Source organism: Roseofilum sp. SBFL, assembly GCF_017746885.1.
GTDB lineage: Bacteria > Cyanobacteriota > Cyanobacteriia > Cyanobacteriales > Desertifilaceae > Roseofilum.
Genome location: NZ_JAGHZH010000188.1, coordinates 45,643 through 64,439 on the forward strand (window position 1 = coordinate 45,643; position 18,797 = coordinate 64,439).

General features: G+C 45.7%; 21 protein-coding genes and 2 pseudogenes. 10 read left to right on the plus strand and 13 right to left on the minus strand.

The window, feature by feature from the left end; genetic code table 11:
- The first annotated feature begins 172 nt into the window (after positions 1-172).
- On the plus strand, positions 173-937 hold the full coding sequence (locus tag J7545_RS21380) for a phycobilisome rod-core linker polypeptide (RefSeq protein WP_318699413.1): 765 nt from the start codon (positions 173-175) through the stop codon (positions 935-937).
- Here the strand turns inward: J7545_RS21380 and J7545_RS21385 are convergent.
- Positions 926-1,870, minus strand: coding sequence for an RluA family pseudouridine synthase (locus J7545_RS21385; protein WP_318699414.1), 945 nt, complete (start codon positions 1,868-1,870; stop codon positions 926-928). The genes J7545_RS21380 and J7545_RS21385 overlap by 12 nt on opposite strands.
- A 531-nt stretch (positions 1,871-2,401) precedes the next feature.
- On the opposite strand from J7545_RS21385, the gene J7545_RS21390 reads away from it, so the two are divergent.
- Entirely contained in the window at positions 2,402-2,629 is a 228-nt protein-coding gene (locus J7545_RS21390; RefSeq protein WP_318699415.1) for a hypothetical protein, read from the plus strand.
- A gap of 104 nt (positions 2,630-2,733) precedes the next feature.
- Here the strand turns inward: J7545_RS21390 and J7545_RS24225 are convergent.
- A pseudogene (locus tag J7545_RS24225) lies at positions 2,734-2,841 on the minus strand (transposase); the annotation flags it as partial.
- Positions 2,842-2,880: 39 nt separating this feature from the next.
- Between J7545_RS24225 and J7545_RS21395 the strand changes: the two are divergent.
- Together J7545_RS21395 and J7545_RS21400 are read left to right on the plus strand one after the other, a co-directional pair.
- Positions 2,881-3,747, plus strand: a complete 867-nt coding sequence (locus tag J7545_RS21395; protein ID WP_318698055.1) for a WD40 repeat domain-containing protein — start codon at positions 2,881-2,883, stop codon at positions 3,745-3,747.
- A complete protein-coding gene (locus tag J7545_RS21400) occupies positions 3,740-4,153 on the plus strand; it encodes a hypothetical protein (RefSeq protein ID WP_318698056.1) in 414 nt (137 codons plus the stop codon). Before J7545_RS21395 ends, J7545_RS21400 begins: the two co-directional genes overlap by 8 nt.
- Before the next feature lie 78 nt (positions 4,154-4,231).
- Here the strand turns inward: J7545_RS21400 and proC are convergent, their stop codons facing one another.
- The 10 genes and pseudogenes from proC to J7545_RS21450 form a co-directional block, all read right to left on the minus strand.
- Positions 4,232-5,029, minus strand: a complete 798-nt coding sequence (gene proC / locus J7545_RS21405) for a pyrroline-5-carboxylate reductase (protein WP_413038754.1) — start codon at positions 5,027-5,029, stop codon at positions 4,232-4,234.
- 130 nt (positions 5,030-5,159) lie between these two features.
- Positions 5,160-5,750: a cell division protein SepF gene (locus J7545_RS21410; protein WP_318698058.1), complete on the minus strand. Its 591-nt coding sequence runs from the start codon at positions 5,748-5,750 to the stop codon at positions 5,160-5,162.
- A gap of 364 nt (positions 5,751-6,114) precedes the next feature.
- The gene (locus J7545_RS21415; RefSeq protein ID WP_318698059.1) at positions 6,115-6,795 is read right to left on the minus strand and encodes a YggS family pyridoxal phosphate-dependent enzyme; all 681 of its coding nucleotides are present in this window, start codon (positions 6,793-6,795) and stop codon (positions 6,115-6,117) included.
- Positions 6,792-7,061 (minus strand): transcriptional coactivator PipX, encoded by a 270-nt coding sequence (gene pipX, locus J7545_RS21420; protein WP_318698060.1) that lies wholly within the window; start codon positions 7,059-7,061, stop codon positions 6,792-6,794. The genes J7545_RS21415 and pipX overlap by 4 nt, the downstream gene beginning before the upstream one ends.
- A gap of 185 nt (positions 7,062-7,246) precedes the next feature.
- A complete protein-coding gene (locus J7545_RS21425) occupies positions 7,247-8,137 on the minus strand; it encodes an energy-coupling factor transporter transmembrane component T family protein (protein WP_318698061.1) in 891 nt (296 codons plus the stop codon).
- 238 nt (positions 8,138-8,375) lie between these two features.
- Positions 8,376-9,074, minus strand: coding sequence for a calcium-binding protein (locus tag J7545_RS21430; RefSeq protein WP_318698062.1), 699 nt, complete (start codon positions 9,072-9,074; stop codon positions 8,376-8,378).
- Between the two features lie 120 nt (positions 9,075-9,194).
- Positions 9,195-9,488 (minus strand): annotated as a pseudogene (locus J7545_RS21435) (ATPase domain-containing protein); the annotation flags it as partial.
- Positions 9,489-9,557: 69 nt separating this feature from the next.
- The gene (locus J7545_RS21440; protein WP_318698064.1) at positions 9,558-9,848 is read right to left on the minus strand and encodes a circadian clock KaiB family protein; all 291 of its coding nucleotides are present in this window, start codon (positions 9,846-9,848) and stop codon (positions 9,558-9,560) included.
- Complete coding sequence (locus J7545_RS21445; protein WP_318698065.1) at positions 9,848-10,417, minus strand: hypothetical protein; 570 nt, start codon at positions 10,415-10,417, stop codon at positions 9,848-9,850. Before J7545_RS21445 ends, J7545_RS21440 begins: the two co-directional genes overlap by 1 nt.
- A 36-nt stretch (positions 10,418-10,453) precedes the next feature.
- Positions 10,454-10,726: a hypothetical protein gene (locus tag J7545_RS21450; RefSeq protein ID WP_318698066.1), complete on the minus strand. Its 273-nt coding sequence runs from the start codon at positions 10,724-10,726 to the stop codon at positions 10,454-10,456.
- A 678-nt stretch (positions 10,727-11,404) separates the two neighbouring features.
- Here J7545_RS21450 and J7545_RS21455 point away from each other — a divergent pair.
- Positions 11,405-11,605: a hypothetical protein gene (locus J7545_RS21455; protein ID WP_271939826.1), complete on the plus strand. Its 201-nt coding sequence runs from the start codon at positions 11,405-11,407 to the stop codon at positions 11,603-11,605.
- Here the strand turns inward: J7545_RS21455 and murG are convergent.
- Positions 11,602-12,660: an undecaprenyldiphospho-muramoylpentapeptide beta-N-acetylglucosaminyltransferase gene (gene murG / locus J7545_RS21460; RefSeq protein ID WP_318698067.1), complete on the minus strand. Its 1,059-nt coding sequence runs from the start codon at positions 12,658-12,660 to the stop codon at positions 11,602-11,604. The genes J7545_RS21455 and murG overlap by 4 nt on opposite strands.
- A gap of 93 nt (positions 12,661-12,753) precedes the next feature.
- On the opposite strand from murG, the gene J7545_RS21465 reads away from it, so the two are divergent.
- The 5 genes from J7545_RS21465 to J7545_RS21485 all read left to right on the plus strand — a co-directional run bounded on the left by J7545_RS21465 (position 12,754) and on the right by J7545_RS21485 (position 18,551).
- Entirely contained in the window at positions 12,754-13,587 is an 834-nt protein-coding gene (locus J7545_RS21465) for a hypothetical protein (RefSeq protein WP_318720112.1), read from the plus strand.
- Between the two features lie 98 nt (positions 13,588-13,685).
- Positions 13,686-14,621: a hypothetical protein gene (locus tag J7545_RS21470; protein WP_318698069.1), complete on the plus strand. Its 936-nt coding sequence runs from the start codon at positions 13,686-13,688 to the stop codon at positions 14,619-14,621.
- A 77-nt stretch (positions 14,622-14,698) separates the two neighbouring features.
- Positions 14,699-15,559 carry a prohibitin family protein gene (locus J7545_RS21475; RefSeq protein WP_318698070.1) on the plus strand — a complete coding sequence of 287 codons (861 nt, stop codon included), beginning with the start codon at positions 14,699-14,701 and terminating at the stop codon, positions 15,557-15,559.
- A 304-nt stretch (positions 15,560-15,863) separates the two neighbouring features.
- Entirely contained in the window at positions 15,864-16,691 is an 828-nt protein-coding gene (map, locus tag J7545_RS21480; RefSeq protein ID WP_318698071.1) for a type I methionyl aminopeptidase, read from the plus strand.
- A 450-nt stretch (positions 16,692-17,141) separates the two neighbouring features.
- Positions 17,142-18,551, plus strand: a complete 1,410-nt coding sequence (locus J7545_RS21485; RefSeq protein WP_318698072.1) for an amidase — start codon at positions 17,142-17,144, stop codon at positions 18,549-18,551.
- Positions 18,552-18,797 lie beyond the last annotated feature (246 nt).

Consider the following 18,797-nt stretch of genomic DNA (forward strand, 5'->3'; position numbering starts at 1 on the left):
TTCCCTAACACAAAACGCTATATATTAAAAAATATTAAGAATTCTTGCATTAAAACCAGAGTTACTCATTCAATTTTCTCCATCTACCTTTCTACAGGATTGGCCCAAAGTCTGATATATAGTAAATAGTTAAGGAATGTAAGTTTTTCTAAGATTCGGGAGATATATCAAGGTGGCAATTCCTTTATTAAACTACTCTCCAAAAACACAAAATGAGCGTGTTTCTGGCTATGAAAAAGGCTCAGAAGAGCAGCCCATCATTTATTCCACGGAAAATCTGCCCGCTGGCAGTGACATGGATGAAGTAATTTGGGCTGGTTATCGCCAGATTTATAGCGAACACCAAATTCTCAAGCAAAATAAACAAACCTTCCTAGAGTCTCAACTCCGGTATGGTCAAATCACGGTTCGGGATTTCATTAAAGGTTTAGTGACCTCCGATCCCTTCCTGCGGCTGAATTACGAAACCAATAACAATTATCGCTTTGTAGAAATCTGCGTCCAACGTTTGTTAGGCCGCGACGTATACAGCGAGCGGGAAAAACTGGCTTGGTCAATTGTGATTGCTACCAAAGGGGTAATGGGATTCATCGATCAACTCCTAGAGAGTGATGAATACCTGGAGAACTTTGGGTATGACACGGTTCCCTATCAGCGTCGTCGGTCTATTCCCCAACGGCCAACTGGAGATACCCCATTTAATCTCAAGACTCCTCGGTATGAAGCCTATCACCGTTCTCAGTTGGGCTTCCCTCAATTGGTTTGGCAAAACCAAATCCGCAAGTTTACTCCCCAAGAGAAAGTACCAGGTGCTGGCAGCCCTTCCTATTTCATGGATATGGCTAAGTCCATTGGTAGCGCTCGGCCCGGAGGAGCAGGACGGGTTTCAACCGCGAATATTCCGATCGCGGCTCCTTACCGTCAGTCAAAGTCCTAATCTTTGTCTAAGCACTTGTAAAAGTTTATTAAATTCTGGGGGTGGTGGAGCAGTAGCTTCTATCCACTCCTTTTTTGTGGGATGTTGTAGGCGCAGTTGCCAAGCGTGGAGGGCTTGCCCAGAGAGGTTAACGCCTACGGAGCGGTTGCGACTATAGGTGGCATCTCCCACAAGGGGATGACCGATAAAGGCGCTATGGACGCGGATTTGATGGGTACGGCCGGTTTCAAGTTGGAAGTGCAGGAGGGTATAGTTACCGAGGCTCTCTTGAACCTGCCAATGGGTGATGGAGGAACGGCCGCCTTTTTCTAGGGGTACGATCGCCATTTTTTGACGATCTCCAGGATGTCGCCCAATGGGTTGGTTAACGGTTCCGCTATCGGTGCTGGGAGAACCATGGACAATACCGAGATAGTCGCGACGGGCAGTTTTTTCTTTCAGTTGAGCTTGGAGATGATAAAGGGCGGTTTCAGTTTTGGCGATCGCCAGAGCGCCAGTGGTATCCTTATCGAGTCGATGGACAATTCCCGGTCTCTGCTCGCCACCAATGCCTTTTAAGTCAGGACAATGGGCTAAAATGCCATGGACTAATGTCCCCGTTTCATGACCGGCTGAGGGATGTACCACTAAGCCAGCCGGTTTATTGACAATCAAGATTTGATCGTCTTCATAGAGAATATCCAGGGGGATATCTTCTGGGATCAAGTCAATCGGTTGTACGGGAGGCAACTCTAAGATGATGCGATCGCCCGGTTGCAGAGTCATTTTCTTCAGTTGACATACACGATCATTGACTTTCACTTGACCGCGATCGATCAATTTCTGGAGCCGGGAGCGAGAAAAATTCGGTAACCGATCCGAGAGATAGCGATCGAGGCGATCGGCTTTCTGTTTAACCTGAAGATTAATTATTTCTGATAAATTTGCAATCACAACTATAGCCCTACACGCTGTTCATGGGTAATGGGTAAAATAAATCGATTGAATCACTACTTTAAAATAAGTGGTTTTCCCCCCTAGGTCACTTGATAAAAAAAGCGGTAAAGTAAAGATATTAAGAGTTCAAGGGTGCATAGACACAATGAATTATCTACCGAAGCTGCTTCAGATCCTTTTGATGATCGCGGCTATCCAGACTTTTGGCTGTTCCCAGCAAAACCCAAACCTTATGAAGCAGAACTTAGCCATTGATTGCTGCCAATGCTGTGATGATGATGGCAATAATTGTAAATGTTGTTTATGTGGATAGTGGCCTCCTTTTTAAGAGCCTAATTTTTAAACCCAACCGAAAGAGACACAACCGACTGCCATAACCTAAGTTCTAGTTCACAGAGCAGGTCGTAAGCTAGAATTGGAAGAACTTGCTACAAAGCTTGCTTATTATAAACTTTACCTTTCTTTTGACAATAATTTCTATTAATACTATTTTAACTAAAGATCTTAGAAAAAATTATCTTCAAAATCATGGCCAAGCACATCAAAGCACTGAAACTATCTCTTGCTCTTGGGTTAGTTGCTTCTTTCGTAACAGGTTTTACAGCACTTGTTGGCCATGATGATATTTTTGAAACTGCCACAGGTATTTATCCTGACCCGATGGGAATTGCTTACATCATCAAGCCCGATGGTAAATACTGTCTTGGATGTCAAGGGGAGGAGATCGGGACGGAGATCGGAGCGGAGATCGTGTAATTGGGGTCAAAAGGCTTTTGGGACTTCAACAAGGCAAACGCCAAATGAAGAAGTTTACTCATAACGGCCGCGCTCACCGGCATTTTCACCTTCCCTCGACTCAATCACCTCTGGCTGAAAGCCTTGAGAAGGGGATTATGGCCCATAGCCACTATCGCTGGCATATATAAAGCTTTTCTCAAACGTCGATTACCGGTATGAGAAAGGCGGGGTTTACGTTGAGAGGTTAGATACTTCTAAACCTTGAAGCCATGGGTGAACCCGCCCACCCACCAGGTTCCGTAGGGGCGGGTTCAGGAAGATCCCAGTGGGAAGGCGAAAATATGGGTGAACCCGCCCCTACATCTGGGCAAACCAACACCAAATTCCTCGGATACGCTGCTGGTAACCTGATCAACCTCCTCTGTCAACTGAAAATTAACCTTTCCCACACCAACTTTTCTCAACTCCCCATCCGCCAAGCCTACCTCAAAGGACACAATCTCAATAACACCAATTTTAGCCAATGTCACTTTACCGGTTCCGTATTTACCGATGTCTTCGGCCCCGTCTTTTGTCTCGCCGTTAGCCCCAAGGAACGATTAGTCGCCATTGGCGATGGCTACGGTGCAATCCGTCTCTGGGGATTCGACGACAGTCAACCGTTCTTAACCCTTCAAGCTCATCAAGGTTGGGTGCGCTCCATTGCCTTTAGTCCCGATGGTAACCTTTTAGCCAGTGGAAGCGCTGACCAAACCGTAAAACTCTGGAATCTCGCCAATGGTAACTGTTTAGCCACCTTACAAGACCATCAGGAAACCGTACGCTCTGTTGTCTTTAGCCCTGACGGTCAAAATTTAGCCACGGGAGCCGCCGATCGCCTGGTCAAAATCTGGAGCCTTTCCAACCCAGAACATCCCCAATGTCTGCATACATTAACCGGTCATACAGAAGGAGTGTATTCCGTAGCCTTTAGTCCTCATAGTGAACGGATTGCCAGTAGCAGTAATGACATGACCATCCGCCTGTGGGATCTAGAAACCGGTGAAGTGCAAGTTTTGCCCGGTCACGACAACTGGGTCTGGTCAGTGGCGTTTAGTCCCAATGGTCATTTTTTAGCCAGTAGTAGTGATGGATGATACTACGGTACGGCTCTGGAATATGGAAACGGGAGAGTGTTTGCACACAATACCGGCTCATCATCATTGGGTTCATGCCTTGACCATGAGCCATAACGGAGAGATTCTAGCCAGTGGCAGCAGCGATCGCACCATCAAAATCTGGAATACGAACACGGGAAACTGCGTGCATACCTTAACTGGACATAACGAAGGGGTGCGATCTATTTCCTTCAGTGCCGATGCTCAAATCTTAGCCAGTGGGAGCGAAGATGAAACCATTAAACTCTGGGATGTTTACCAGGGAGCATTGATCAAAACCCTGCGGGTGGAACCTCCCTATGCAGAGATGAATATTTCTGAAATTGAAGGCTTAACTCAAGCAGCGATCTCTACACTCAAAGCTAATGGAGCTATAGTAATATAGCACTTCGCACGGTAATAGGTAATAGAGGATCTCCCTCTCCGCGTCCCCGCGTCCCCATCTCCCCATCTCCCCATCTCCCTATCGTCCCAGATCTTGGGAACGCTCATAGGATGCTAAAACGGCCTCCATTAAAGCCGATCGCAGGCCGCCTAACTCCAATTGCCGGACTCCGGCGATCGTCGTTCCTCCAGGACTGGTTACCCGATCCTTAAGTTCTCCAGGATGTAAACCGGTTTCTTGGAGCATTTGTGCTGTCCCCAAAACCGTTTGCACGGCTAGTTTTGTGGCGATCGCCCTTGGCAGTCCGGCGGCTACTCCACCATCAGATAACGCCTCAATGGTCAAGGCTACAAAGGCGGGCCCGGAACCCGAAAGTCCAGTTACTGCATCCATCAAGGTTTCCGGCACTTCTACCACTTCTCCCACGGCTGATAACAAGGTTTTGGCCTGCTCTAACTGAGCGGGAGTGGTGTGGGAACCCGAGGCGATCGCACTCATCCCCGCACCTACCGTTGCTGGAGCATTGGGCATAACACGAATAACACCCATATCCAGAAACGCCGCTTCCAGGCGACTGATCGGAACTCCAGCCAAAATAGAGACCAACAACGGCATTTTTACCCCGGACAACTCCGTAGCGATTTTGTCAAACACTTGGGGTTTAATGGCTAACAGCACCATCTCCGTTACTGCTGTCACTTCTAGATTATTGTCCGTCACCTGCACTCCATAGCGCTCGACTAACTCCTGACGGCGATCGGATCTCGGTTCACTCACCAGTACCTGACTTCCTAAATAAATCTTCTCCGCTAAAATACGGGATAAAATAGCCTCCGCCATTACCCCGCCCCCAATAATACCCAGTTGCACCATAATTCTTAACTTATCTATTGTCCATTATTTTTATCAACGGAGTGGGGAGTCGGCAGTCGGCAGTCGGCAGTCGGAAAAACCCGTTTTGTCTCTTGCCTTTTGCCTCTTGCCGCTTGCCTCTTGCCTCTCACTCCTAAGCCATTTGAGCCGGGTTATCCGTCCAATTCGGAGAAGGCGATGATGCGGTCGGACGAACGGGACGGACTTGAGACTGGGGGTTGTTTTGCATCCCACCAATTTGCGTTTTTACACTCACACAGCTTGGTGTGAACAAGAAAATACTCTCACCAATTCGTTCTTGGTGGCCATCGATCGCATAGGTTCCGCCAGCCACGAAATCCACAGCACGTTGGGCCTGATCCGGGTCCATCATCGTTAAATTCAAGACCACTGATTTTCTTTCCCGCAAAGCTTGGATCGCTTGAGGCATTTCTTCAAATGAGCGGGGTTCCATAACCACCACTTCGGACATAGAATTGGCTGCTCCAGGCATCCCAATCACATTATTCATCGGTGCTGCTCCTGGTATTTGTGGATCGATACCCATTTCTGGGCGTTCCCGCAACCGTCTTCTCGGTTGAGGTACTTCCTCGACTTCAGGTTGGGGATTGTCTTCTTTATAGATGTTCTGATACTCTTGAGCATCTAACTCATCATCATACCCGTAATCATATACAGGCTCATTCAGACCTACAAAGTCTCTGAGTTTGGAAAATAAATTCATGGTTAATAGAACCTCCTTAGCCTGGTACTGAGATCTTCAATTACCCACCATGCAGTCTAGCAAGAAAGCTTCCATTTTCTTGCATCAATTGCAAATTGATGGATCTAGTCTGCTTCTTTCCACAGAATTGGGTGACTTTTCCACAGCCAGCGATCGCTCCAACGCTACACCCTCGAGTCTTAGCCACTCTAAACTTCCTTGCATCCACAGTCTGAGCAAAGATCGAGTATTCGGAGGTTAGAGCGCTTTCCATGAAGGTGAGGGAATACTGACAATGGGTTGAATGAGGGCGACTTTTAAGGGGAAAACGGTTTTCCTAATGACCAATTACCGATTACCGCGCGGAGCGCTATATTGAGATTTTCTAGGGATTTCGTTGCCCAAAGAGGGTCGTTCCCAGACGGATTAGGGTTGCTCCTGCTTGGATAGCCAGGGGATAATCTGCTGACATGCCCATGGATAGGTGGTGCATTTGAAGATTCGACCAATCTTGCTGTTTAATCTTATCAGCTAATTCTGCGGTTTGTTGGAAAACTTCATAAGTCTGCTCTGAATTGAGTCCGAAGGGAGGAATACACATTAGCCCTTGAATATCCAGGCGATCGCAGCGATCGAGAACTGGTAAGTCGTTGAGCAGTTCTGGGACCCTCCAACCAAATTTTTGCGGATCGGGGACAATTTTCACTTGCAGACAAATCTTCGGTTTCGTCTCTAAGTTCTCGGCTAACTCGTTAAGCTGTTGGGCGAGTTTGAGGGAATCTACCGAATGAATCCAGGGAAAGTTAGCAATCGCCTTTTTCGCCTTGTTACTTTGTAAATGGCCAATCAAGTGCCACGTAATATCCGTTAAATCCTTCAGTTCTTCCTGTTTCTGAAGACTTTCTGGGATGCGACTTTCACCAAAATCACGGATTCCTGCTCTGTACGCTTCCCGAATCCGTTCACTCCCAACCGTTTTGCTCACCGCAATTAGACGCACCCGATCTGGAAGGGTTGAGCGAATTTGAGCGATCCGATTCGCCATGGAGTTCTCTAAATCAGTCATTGGAACGTTCGCTTATGAACCACCATTAACTCATCATAAAGGGAAAGTTTACCTTCTCGCCGCAGCGATCGCAGACGATTCTCTAACACGATCCGAGCTTCTCCTCGCGTTACCGACTCAAATTTGAGTCCCTCTGGACTGGCGATCACGATAAAAAATAATCGTTGGGCATATAGGGTAGTAAAGAGTTCTTTACGATTCTCTATTACACAAACCCTAAACAACAAACCAAATGTAGGATGACTCAGATAAGTTTCGCCAGACATTCACATTAACACTGGGATGAAAAAATTAGGGATAACTGCTCAAACCGTTTGCCTTGAACAAAAGGGTAGCGATTTTCAACTCCTTTACTCTACCAAAAGATGGTCACTTATAGCGCTTTGCGCTAGGGAATAGAGAATAATCTTGTTGTACATGGCTTTGAGGTTTCAACACTCCATATGACTCCTCAGCTTATTTGTCCCCATATTAGACGAGCGCACCATAACCCTACCAAACTGATTAGGGCGACTCCATCCCAGATATGCCATTGGAACTGATACCATTCTACTTTATGCTGATTGGGTTGGGTAAAGCCTCGCACTTCCATCGCGCTGGCAATTTGAGCTGCTCTGAGCAGCAGGTTTTCTAGCAATCGTTCTACCACCATTAACCAGACTTGCGAAGATCGCTTTAATCCCAATTTCTTCCAATTAATAGCGCGGGTATTAATGGAGCGGATTAAATTTTGCACTTCTTCCAGGACTAAGGCGATAAACCGCAGGGAAAGCGTCAGGGTTAGAGTAATTTCCGTTACTGGAACTCCCCAGCGTTTAAGGGGAGACATCCAGGTTTCCAGGGCAGCCGTTACTTCTTCTGGTGCGGTAGTGAGCAGGAAAAGACCCGTACTATAAATAACGGTAAAGATCAATGTTCCTAAGCGTAATCCCAGATCGAGAGATAAACGGGTGATGATTAACTGGCTAAATCCCAGATTAAGGGTAAGCAGGGTATAGCGATAGGAGGTGGGTTGTGCGAAAGAGTCCTCAACAGCAGGTAACCGAGGTTGATGGACAACGGTTAATCCATCAGGCGCAACAATGGTAATTAAGACGATCAGAGTCCCCAGCATGAGTAACCATCCCAGTTGTTGCTTCAGCACGCGCAGGGGAATCGAGGTAGTGAGGGTAATGGCAATCAGAAAACCCACCAGAATGAGACGAAAAGGGGTACTTGCAAGGACTGGGATCGCTAGAAAACTCAGTAACCAGATCAGTTTAATTCTGGGATCGAGGCGATGGAGCCAAGTAGTGGGGTTTTCGAGATAGAGACCAATGGGGAGCGATCGCAGTAAATCCATGTTGGCATACAGTGATGAATAAGGAGTAGGGTGCGTTGATAGCCTATCCTACTACGGTTTTATCGATTCCCTCAGTAAGTCTTAAGTTGCCGATCGCCGCAAGTTGCCAATTCTAGCATTCGCGATCGCTACAGGAGTGAACTTCGTACTCGATCATTTAAGGCTTGATTTCAGTTAAGAATTGAAGCTCAAGGGGTAAAACAGGGTCTGGCTACCTAATGTCCCCCAAACTTCCCTGCTAAACCCAAATCGTAAATTGACCCGGTACAGTCCGGAAATTGGCCGCACTCAACTGGGTTGAATTAACCCCTTCAACAATGACCAGAAACTCCCCGGTTTGCATATCCTGAATAATCGTTTGATTGCCACTTCCCGGCGAGATATTCAAATCCTCAAAGCGCAAACCATTGGTTAAACCAATCAGATCTTCCCCAACACGGAAATCGGTAAATACATCCGCATCTTGCAAGCGACGGCCACCTGTCGTGCGAGCATTCGGAGTAACAGAAGCACCAATGACAAAAATATCATTACCTACGCCTCCAGTTACCGTATCGCTGCCATTATCACCATAGAGAATATCATCCCCAAAATCCCCAAATAATTGGTCATGTCCTTGACCTCCTCGGAGGAGATCATTTCCCTGTCCCCCATAAATCTGGTCTTCATCCCGGTTCCCATTAATCTGATCGTCCCCTCGGTTGCCAAAAATGCGATCGTTATTTTGCCCCCCAAAGATCGCATCATTCCCTTGACCACCAAAAACCACATCATCGCCTCGATTTGCTGAAATTAGGTCTACGCCTTGGTTTCCATAGATTTGATCGTTATCATCCACACCATAGAGGCTATCATTACCCTCCAAGCCTATAATCAAATCGGAAAAAGGTGTTCCACCGAGAAAATCATTGAAAGGGGTTCCTGTAATGGTTGCCATAGATATACCTCCTCACTACCAACAGCGATCGCTGATCGCACTTGCATAATCGCAAGTCTAGGGGGAATTTGTCCAGAGAAACGAAGAAAGTCTAATCTTTCAGTCAATAGACTCAAAAGGAAAGAGGAAAACCGGGTTTTCTTCCCATTGCTGAATTTTCCAACCAAACCCGCGCATATTCTTACGGATTGCTTTTGGGGGTTCTTCAAAGGTAATAAATATACCGTTGTCTCCCCGTTTAATCCCTTCGGCTAGAAATTGGGTTGCAAATACGGTTTTTGCACTCCCTGCTGTTCCGACTACTAGGGTAGCCCGGTTTTTGGGTAGTCCCCCTTGGGACAGAAAGTCAAATCCGGGAATACCGGTTTCAAGCTTTTCAATTGCGTCTGAGTCTGGATACTTGTCTACATTCATCTTCATGTCCGCGAAGCGGAAACAGTGGTTTGATTGGTTAGGGTCTAGATGAGAATCTTAGGATTCCTTTCATTTATTGTCTCTCGTCTCTGGAATCAAATCTAGTCCTAGGAGTACCGTGTCTACATTGGAGAGATCTCCAATAATCCTCTGAATGGGTTGGGGGAGTTGTTTGATTAGGGTGGGAGTAACTAAGATTCGTTCAGTTTCTGCCAATTCGGGTTCTTCTAAAACATCAATTATTTTCAGTTCGTATTGATCTTCGAGTTGAGTATTACAAATCTCTATAAGATTGGCGATCGCTCGTTGAGACTTCGGCGTATTCCCAGTAATATAGAGTTTGAGTAAATAGTAGTGCATTACGGTTTCAAGTTTTGGTAATTTTTGGTGACGTTTAATTTATTTAAGCCAATAAAGTACTTCCGATAGTAAGAGGCTAAGTAACCCATTAATTCTAAAACCATTAATCGCCCTTCTGAAACATAGGCTTGCGCTTTGACGGGATTGGTTTGTTGGGTTTTCTCTTTCAAAACTTGAGTATGAATGTCAACCACATCTCGAGGAGAGGCTTTTAAGAACCCTAGCTGTTCTCCCATATTCCGCAGTTTCTCAGAAATGTTGTGTTCAACTCTATAAGCCCTTTGTTCCATAGACAAGTCCATTAACTCTCCATATTCTTGCACAATTTCTTGAAAAATTTCGGGTGACGATTCTCGTAACAAGGATAATCCAAAAAGTTTAGCGGTGATCTGGGTTTGGCCTGTATCAGCGATATGTGTGAGTCCCAATATTTCTTGTTCTTGAAGTCGTTTTAATTGATTTTGCTGCAAAACTTGCAGTTGGCGTTTTTGCTCGATCGCCAATCGTAGGGAATAGACTAAGAGCTTACTATCGATTTGATCTTTGATTAAATATCCCTGTGCCCCCAATTGTAAACATTGAACCCGCAGGGTTTCATCTTTGTTTTACGTAAATACCACAGTGGCCAAGTAAGGAAACTTCTGTTGAGAGTCCTGTAGGGTTTCCATGGCTTGACTATCTGGGGAATTGAGAGAGATTAACAGAACATCAAAGTGTTGTTCTGAGAGCTGGGCGATCGCGTCTTCTAAGTTATGATAAAACTCTATTTGAAACTCAAGACCCCATATAGCCCAACTGGGAGCCTCATTCAACAACCGATCGACTTGAGTATAATCTCCTGTCTTATTGGTGACCAATAAAACTCGATAAAGTACCATAACTTAACCTTACTATACCCACAATTCAGAGATGGATAAGATTAAACCCATGAATAAATGTATAGTTTGATTTGAGTTTTCCAAGAATTCCCGCCAGATTATGATGGCTTTCCTGTAAATATCAATATTTTTTTCGGATTTTATCAATGGATTTAGCTCGTACTATAATATAGCATCTATACAATAGGATGAGCATAAATAAAGTCAATTCGTTTCCTCGATCGCCACTTAAAACCCATTCAACAGCCACTCCAGTTAACCCGAAGTCAAGTAATGCGACACATCAATCCCCGTGTTTGGAGTGTCAATCCTCTATAGCAAACATCTAAGGATTTGATATAACTCTCCCCTTCTCTGCTATACGATTAGGTAATCCGTGGTAATCGGTAGCTGTCAGACAGGCACATTAACATATATTCATGAAGTTTTGTTACAATTTGCGTGACTTTGTGGAACTTGAAACTCTCATTCCGTAGGATTTCAATATAATTACGTGTATTTATGTGAAGTGAATCCTCCAAAAATCTCAGAAAGTCTAGGGAAAACTAGCAAATTTGGTGAATTTACAGTTATCACGATCAAATCTTAATAAAACCTAAAGCAAATACATTGATGGCAGGTTAATTAAGGGAACACACAGCCATCAGGTCATCTACTATCCAAGGAGTCAAGCGTCTTATGTTAATTCGAGAGATTGTTAACCAAAGTCTAACTCTAGGCTATCTGAGCGTGGAAGCTGAAGAACAACTGCGAACTAACCTCAGCCACAAGTACGATGTGGAAGACTTTCGAGCGTTTATGCAATTGCAATTTGCGATTATGAACGGACAAGTGAAGCAGGAAGCTCGCGAACGGTTTTTGGTTGGAGTCATTCACTAAATCATCTTGACGATCAATTGGGCTAACTGCTCGGCACTGTCGCGTACAGCAAGGGAACCCATCGCTTCTGCCATCTTCTCTAGGGTTTCTGGAGATTGGAGTAATTGAGAAACGGTTTGCTTTAAGGTTTCAGCCGTGAGTTGTTTTTGCTCAAAGACTTGAGCTGCCCCTGCTTGGACGAAAATCTGGGCGTTATAGGTTTGATGATCGTCGGCAGCATAGGGATAGGGAATCAGTAGTGCCGGGGTTTTGGCGATCGCCAATTCCGTCAACGTCCCTGCTCCAGCGCGACTAATGACTAAGGTAGCTCGATGGAGCAAAGCCCCCATATTCTCGTAAAAGGGTAGGACTAAATAGTGCGGATGCTGAATATCCTGAGCTTGAGGATCGTTATTTCCAGTTAAATGAACCACCACTACCCCCCGATCTAACCAATCTTGCACCGCTTCGCGCACCCGTTGATTCACTGCAACTGCCCCTTGAGATCCACCCATCACAACAATTACAGGCGAATCTTCAGGAATATCTAAAGTCAAGGGTTGGGGATTGAGAAAATCAGCACGAACGGGAGTCCCCATAGAGATGACATTGGCTTTTTTAAGATATTTTTTAGCATCTTCAAATCCGACAGCAACGTTCGTACACCAGGGAGCCAAAAACCGCGTCACTTTACCCGGTAAGGCGTTAGACTCATGGAGGATAACGGGTAAACCGAGAGATCGCGCGGCAATAATCACAGGAGCCGCAATATAACCCCCTGTGGTAAACACTGCTTGAAATTGCCCTGTTTTCAATAACCGACGACAGACTCCAATGGAACTTACTAACCCTTGCAACACTCTCAGACTCTTGAAACTCAAGCCTCCTTGAAAGCCTTCAACGGCGATCGTATGTAGGGGATATTGACTAGGAACTAACTGAGTTTCCAAACGGTTGGGAACGCCCAACCATTCAATATGGCAGTTCTGAAGTTGCCCAGCAACAGCCAGCGCGGGAAATAAATGCCCACCGGTTCCACTAGCGGCAATTAAGAGTCTTAAGGGTGAATCAGACATGAAAGGGCTATAGGATATGAATCAGGTACTCTAGAGTTATAGTAATGATTATTTTCCCATAGCGGGTTCAGTAAGTATTGAATTGGTAAATAAATGAGCCATAAGATGATAAATTCGGTTTCCAGTCACCAGAGACGAAGGGCGACATTACCCGGTAGTCGCCTTTGGGCTACCCTGCTTTTGAGTATCTCGATCGCCAGTACTGGGGGCAACCTGGGGGTACGAGCTGCTGAAACCGTACCCAACGAATTAAAACAGGTGATCGAGCAAATTGACAGTAATGCCAGTCAACAGAATCTGCAAGGGGTTTTATCCTTTTACGATCGCCAGTTTGAGAGTGAGGATGGCTTAACCCACTCTAGCCTGGCAGAAGTGTTATCGGGATTTTGGCAAGAGTATAGTCAGATTCGCTACAGCACCAACATCGAATCCTGGGAACAGGAAGGAAATGCTTGGATTGCCGAAACGGTAACCACTATACAAGGTAAGAAAATGATGATGGGGCGATCGATGGATATGCAATCTGAAATTCGATCGCGACAACGGTTAGAAAATCAAAAGCTAGTCTCCCAGGAAATCCTCTCCGAACGCACCATTTTAACGGCTGGAGACAATCCACCTACCGTTGATTTTCAACTACCGGAACAGGTTTTAATTGGACAACGCTTTACGTTAGATGCGATCGTTCAAGAACCTTTAGGGAATAATGTTCTCTTAGGAGCAGTCCTAGAAGAACCCGTCAGTGCAGATAATTATCTGGAATCAGAATCTATCGACTTGGAGTTACTCTCGGCTGGCGGTTTATTCAAATTAGGGACTGCCCCCGTTATTCCCGAACCCAGATGGATTTCAGCAGTCTTAGTTCGTGGGGATGGCATTACCATGATTACTCAACGTTTACGAGTCGTAAAGTCAATTCAAAATTAACAATTAATAATGATGGGTTTAAGGGTGGGAAAATAGGGGAATGAGCAGATTGCCAATTACCAATTACCAATTACCAGCGTGAAGCGCTTACCTATCTTATGTCTCAGTTCAAAATTGATGTATGGGGGATAGTATTTGCTAGTTTAATTGGGGTGAATCCCACATTAACAGACCAAGCATTACTTGTACCTGTACTCGCTCAGGGTATCCCCATTAATTCTAGTGAAGTTCAAACTGTTCCACAATTTTTAGTTGATGCCGTTCGTTGGGATCTTAGCATTGAATTAGGCATACATCCCGATCGCCTCTCCTTGGTTCAAGGAAGTCGCCAACAATGGCCAGATACCTGTCTAGGATTAGCCCTTCCTGGGGAATTTTGCGCTCAACAAATCATTCCTGGATGGCGTATTGTGCTGTCTGATGGGTCTCGGAGTTGGGGTTATCGTAGTGATGTTCAAGGACAAATTCGGCGACTCGAAACCACGCCCCAAGAAATTGCTTTTCCCCTATTTTTACAGGATATGGTCTTAAAAACAGTCGCGGAAGAATCTCAACAACCTATTGATTCTTTAGCCTTTCAACAAGCCATACCCCAAACTTGGCCGGATACTTGTTTAGGGTTAGGAGGCAATAATTGCACCGCGATCGCCATTCCGGGTTGGCAAATCACGGTCATCAGTGATACTCTAAATCAAACTTGGGACTATCGTACCAATCGAGATGGCTCGATTATCCGGCCAGCGATCGATCGATCCTCTGCTGGAACCCCTGAACTTGAAAGATTACCGGAATCCGTTAGACAAGCCGTTTTAAAAGATTTGGCTCGTCGCCGACGACTCCCCCTGCGTACGATAGAGATCGTAAACGCTACACCTGAGATTTGGTCAGATAACTGTTTAGGATTGCCCTTTTGGAATAGTGAGTGTGAAGAAGGAGAGCTAGACGGATGGCGTGTAGTTGTGAAAAATTCTCGTCGCAGTTGGGTGTATCGCACGGATAGTCAGGGCGAGATTGTTTATCCAGAAAATAATTAACAATTTAATCATTAACAATAGAGCAGAAAGCACTGTAAGATAATCGAGGCAAGACTCTAGATTATGAGGAAGTTATCATGACCAGAAGTCAATCAGACATTGGCGTATCCGGAATTCTGTTTGGCATTATTGCAGCATTGATCATTTTAATTGGTGCAAACAGCTTTGTAATTATCAATCCCGGTCAGGCTGGGGTTTTGAGTGTTTTAGGGAAAGCCAGAGATGGGGCACTCCTAGAAGGAATTCACTTCAAACCCCCTTTAATTTCTAACGTTGATGTTTATGATGTCACCGTACAAAAATTTGAAGTCCCAGCCCAAAGTTCCACCCGTGATTTACAAGAATTAAGCGCCAGTTTTGCCATTAACTTTCGCCTCGATCCCCTGAAAGTTGTCGAAATTCGCCGAACCCAAGGAACCCTACAAAATTTGGTTTCTAAAGTGATTGCGCCCCAAACCCAGGAATCTTTTAAAATTGCGGCGGCGGTGCGAACCGTAGAAGAGTCGATTACCAAACGGACAGAATTGAAGCATGATTTTGATATCGCGTTGGATCAAAGACTAGAAAAATATGGCATTATTGTCCTGGATACCAGTGTCATTGACCTGACCTTTTCCGCTGAATTTGCCCGTGCGGTAGAAGAAAAACAAATTGCCGAACAACGGGCGCAACGGGCGATTTATATTGCCCAAGAAGCCGAACAAGAAGCCCAAGCCGATGTTAACCGGGCGAAAGGGAAAGCCGAAGCTCAACGGTTATTAGCCGAGACATTAAGGGCCCAAGGAGGTACATTAGTACTGCAAAAAGAGGCGATCGAAGCCTGGCGAGAAGGAGGGGCACAAATGCCTAAAGTTTTAGTTACTGGAGGTGAATCAAATTCGGGTGTACCGTTTTTGTTTAATCTCGGGAATCTGGAACAAACGGTAGAGGCTCAGTAAGCCTTCTAGGATTTTAATCCATTAAAACTCACACTTGAAAAGTGTTATAGCGCTTTGCACTCTAGTAATAGCTTCTATTATTTAGGGTGTAAGGCTTCAAGTTGTACTCAACAGAAGAGAGAATCGCTATATTGCTTAGAAGGTAGGTAGCTCTTGCCAATTTTGCCAACAGAGTAAACTGTGACAACTAAAATGAGTTTGATTTGATCTCTGACAGCGCTTTGCTTGCTTCATTATGCGTTATGCGTTGCATCCTCTTTATGTTGTTAGGTTTTTATTTTCAATTGGGTTACGAACAACGAACATGAATATTTTTGCTAAACTCTTCTCTCAACCTGTAATGAAACCGCTTTTCGGTCAACGGAATCGAGGTATCGAAATCAAGTCAGAACCCGAAATCGAGATCATGCGAACCAGTGGGAAAATTGTGGCGACGGTTCTCAAAGAAATTGCTGAAATTGCTGAACCGGGGATGACCACTGCCGATCTCGATGCCTATGCAGAACAACGGATTCGCCAGATGGGTGCAACACCAAGTTTTAAGGGATATCATGGCTTTCCGGCTTCAATTTGTGCCTCGGTTAATCATCAAGTTGTTCATGGTATTCCCTCCCGTAAACAAGTCCTAAAATTGGGGGATTTGCTGAAAGTAGATACGGGGGCTTATTACCAGGGTTATCACGGTGACTCCTGTATTACGATTGCCATGGGTAAAATTCCAGGATCGACCCAAAAACTGATGGAAGTCGCAGAACAAGCTCTCTATGAAGGCATAAAACAAGTAAAACCGGGGAACTCGCTGCTAGATATTGCCGGTGGAATTGAAGATTATGTAAGACCTTATGGCTATAAAATAGTTGAAAATTATACGGGTCATGGGGTGGGGCGAAACTTGCATGAAGAACCAGCGGTATTTCACTTTCGCACCGATGCCCTACCCAATGAGAAACTGCGTCCAGGAATGATATTGGCGATCGAACCGATTATCAATGCCGGTTCAAAAGTGACTCGTGTTTTACCCGACCAATGGACTGTCGTGACCGTGGATAATTCCCTGTCTGCCCAATTTGAGCATACCGTTTTGGTGACCCAGGACGGTTACGAAATTCTCACCGATCGCACCCTGTTGTAGGGTATGGAGGGATAACACAGAGAATAAGTCATATCAAGTCCGTTGCATAAATTACGATATAGTCATTGCGAACGAAACGTAGTGGAGTGAAGCAAGCTCGGCTATCTCTCCAAATCTCAGCGATTGCTTCCCTGCGGTCGCAATGACAACAGTTTAATCGGACTTGATATCACAACTATTTAAGGATTTGATATTAGACCTTAAGCAAGACAAGCTATTCCCTATTTCCCATAAAAAACCCCCAGTTGTTAAGAACTGGGGGCGAGATAGGAATCAGGGTGCATCTATTAACTTCTGTTCCCCTAGATAAAACCTCGCTCCGGATAAAATAAAAATTGGGTTTCATCAAAGAAAGGGACAATTGGCAAACTGGCCAAGCGATCGCCGCAACCACCGCAACTCCTTCCCATAATAAAGAGTATTCTCATCGAGATCTTAACCCTAATCATAATGAACTCAACCGACCTCGCCTTTACCCCAGCCACAGAACAAGCCCAACTGATCCGCAGCAAACAGATTTCTCCCCTAGAATTAGTTGAACTCTATCTAGACCGCATCGCCACCTATGATGGCCAACTGGGTAGCTACTTTACCGTCATGGCAGAAGAGGCGATCGCCGATGCCAAAGCCAAAACCGAAACCCTAGCCCAAAACTCCAGCGATCTGCCCCCATTCTTCGGCGTTCCCATCTCCGTCAAAGACCTCAAACGCGTTAAAGACGTGCGCTGTTGCTTTGGAGTCGCTGGCTTAAAAAACGAAATGGCAACCGAAGATGATGGTGTTGTCACCAAACTACGGCAAGCTGGATTTATTCTCCTCGGTAAAACCGCCGCCTCCCAACTCGGCTCCATGCCCTTTACCGAACCGCCCGGCTTTCCCCCCACCCGTAATCCCTGGAACTTAGACCATACCTCTGGAGGCTCCAGTGGAGGTGCTTCCTCTGCCCTAGCCGCCGGTTTATGTCCCATTGCCCATGGCTCGGATGGTGGCGGTTCAGTGCGCGGACCAGCCGCCTGTTGTGGAGTGGTGGGCTTAAAACCCTCGCGAGGGCGGATTTCCTGCGCTCCTGTAGGTGATAGTCTTCATGGCTTAGGAACCAACGGCGTTTTGGCCCGCAATATTGCCGATACTGCCACCTTACTCGATGTCATGGCTGGCTATATCACTGGAGATCCCTATTGGTTCCCCGAGCCTTCCATTCCCTTTGCCCAAAGCTACCAAACCCCCCCCTCTTCCCTGCGGATCGCCTTTAGCCCGAACTTATCTGACTTTGGTCAAGCTAGTCCAGAATATCAACAAGCGGTCACCGATACCGCCAAGGTCTTAGCCGATCTCGGCCATCATGTGGAAGAAGCGTGTCCTCTAGTTTCCGATCTACAAGAATCCTTTACAACGATTTGGCAGTCTGGAGTAGCGGCTTCTGGTTTACCTCTGGAACTGTTAGAGCCGATCAATCAATGGTTAGCCTCTCGCACCGTTAACGCTGGGCAATATCTGCAAGCCGTGAAGGAAATGCAGAGAATTAGCCGCCGGATAGTGGGATTTTGGGATGACTATGATGTTTTATTGTTGCCCGTTTATCTCCATCAGCCCATTAAAGTTGGAGAATGGGCAGGTTTAGACCCCACTCAAATCTTTGAAAAGGTCAGCCATTGGGTCGCTCCCTGCCCCCCATTTAATGCGACGGGACAACCGGCGATCGCTCTTCCTGTCGGATTTGGCGATCGGGGTTTACCCTTGAGCGTGCAACTGGTGGGAAAACCCGGCGCAGAAGCTACACTCTTATCTTTAGCTGCTCAGTTAGAGCCGATCTACAACTGGGGTCAGTATCGCATACCCGATCTTAGAATTAATTCTTAGCATTGATCGGCTGCTGGTCATCGGTCATCAGGAAGAGCAGAGTGTTAACCCATCAATAAAATCGTTTTAGGAATTACGTTTCGGTTTCAGAAGAGGACAAAAGTGCGAACCCAATTGTAGACCTGGATACAGTTATGCCCTCTATTTCAAGTTAAGGTCTACAAAATATTGACAGAAAGTAGATCATTTTAATCTAAGTGTTATCGCAGAGAATGCATCTTGGGGTTGAGTCAGTCACCTTACGGG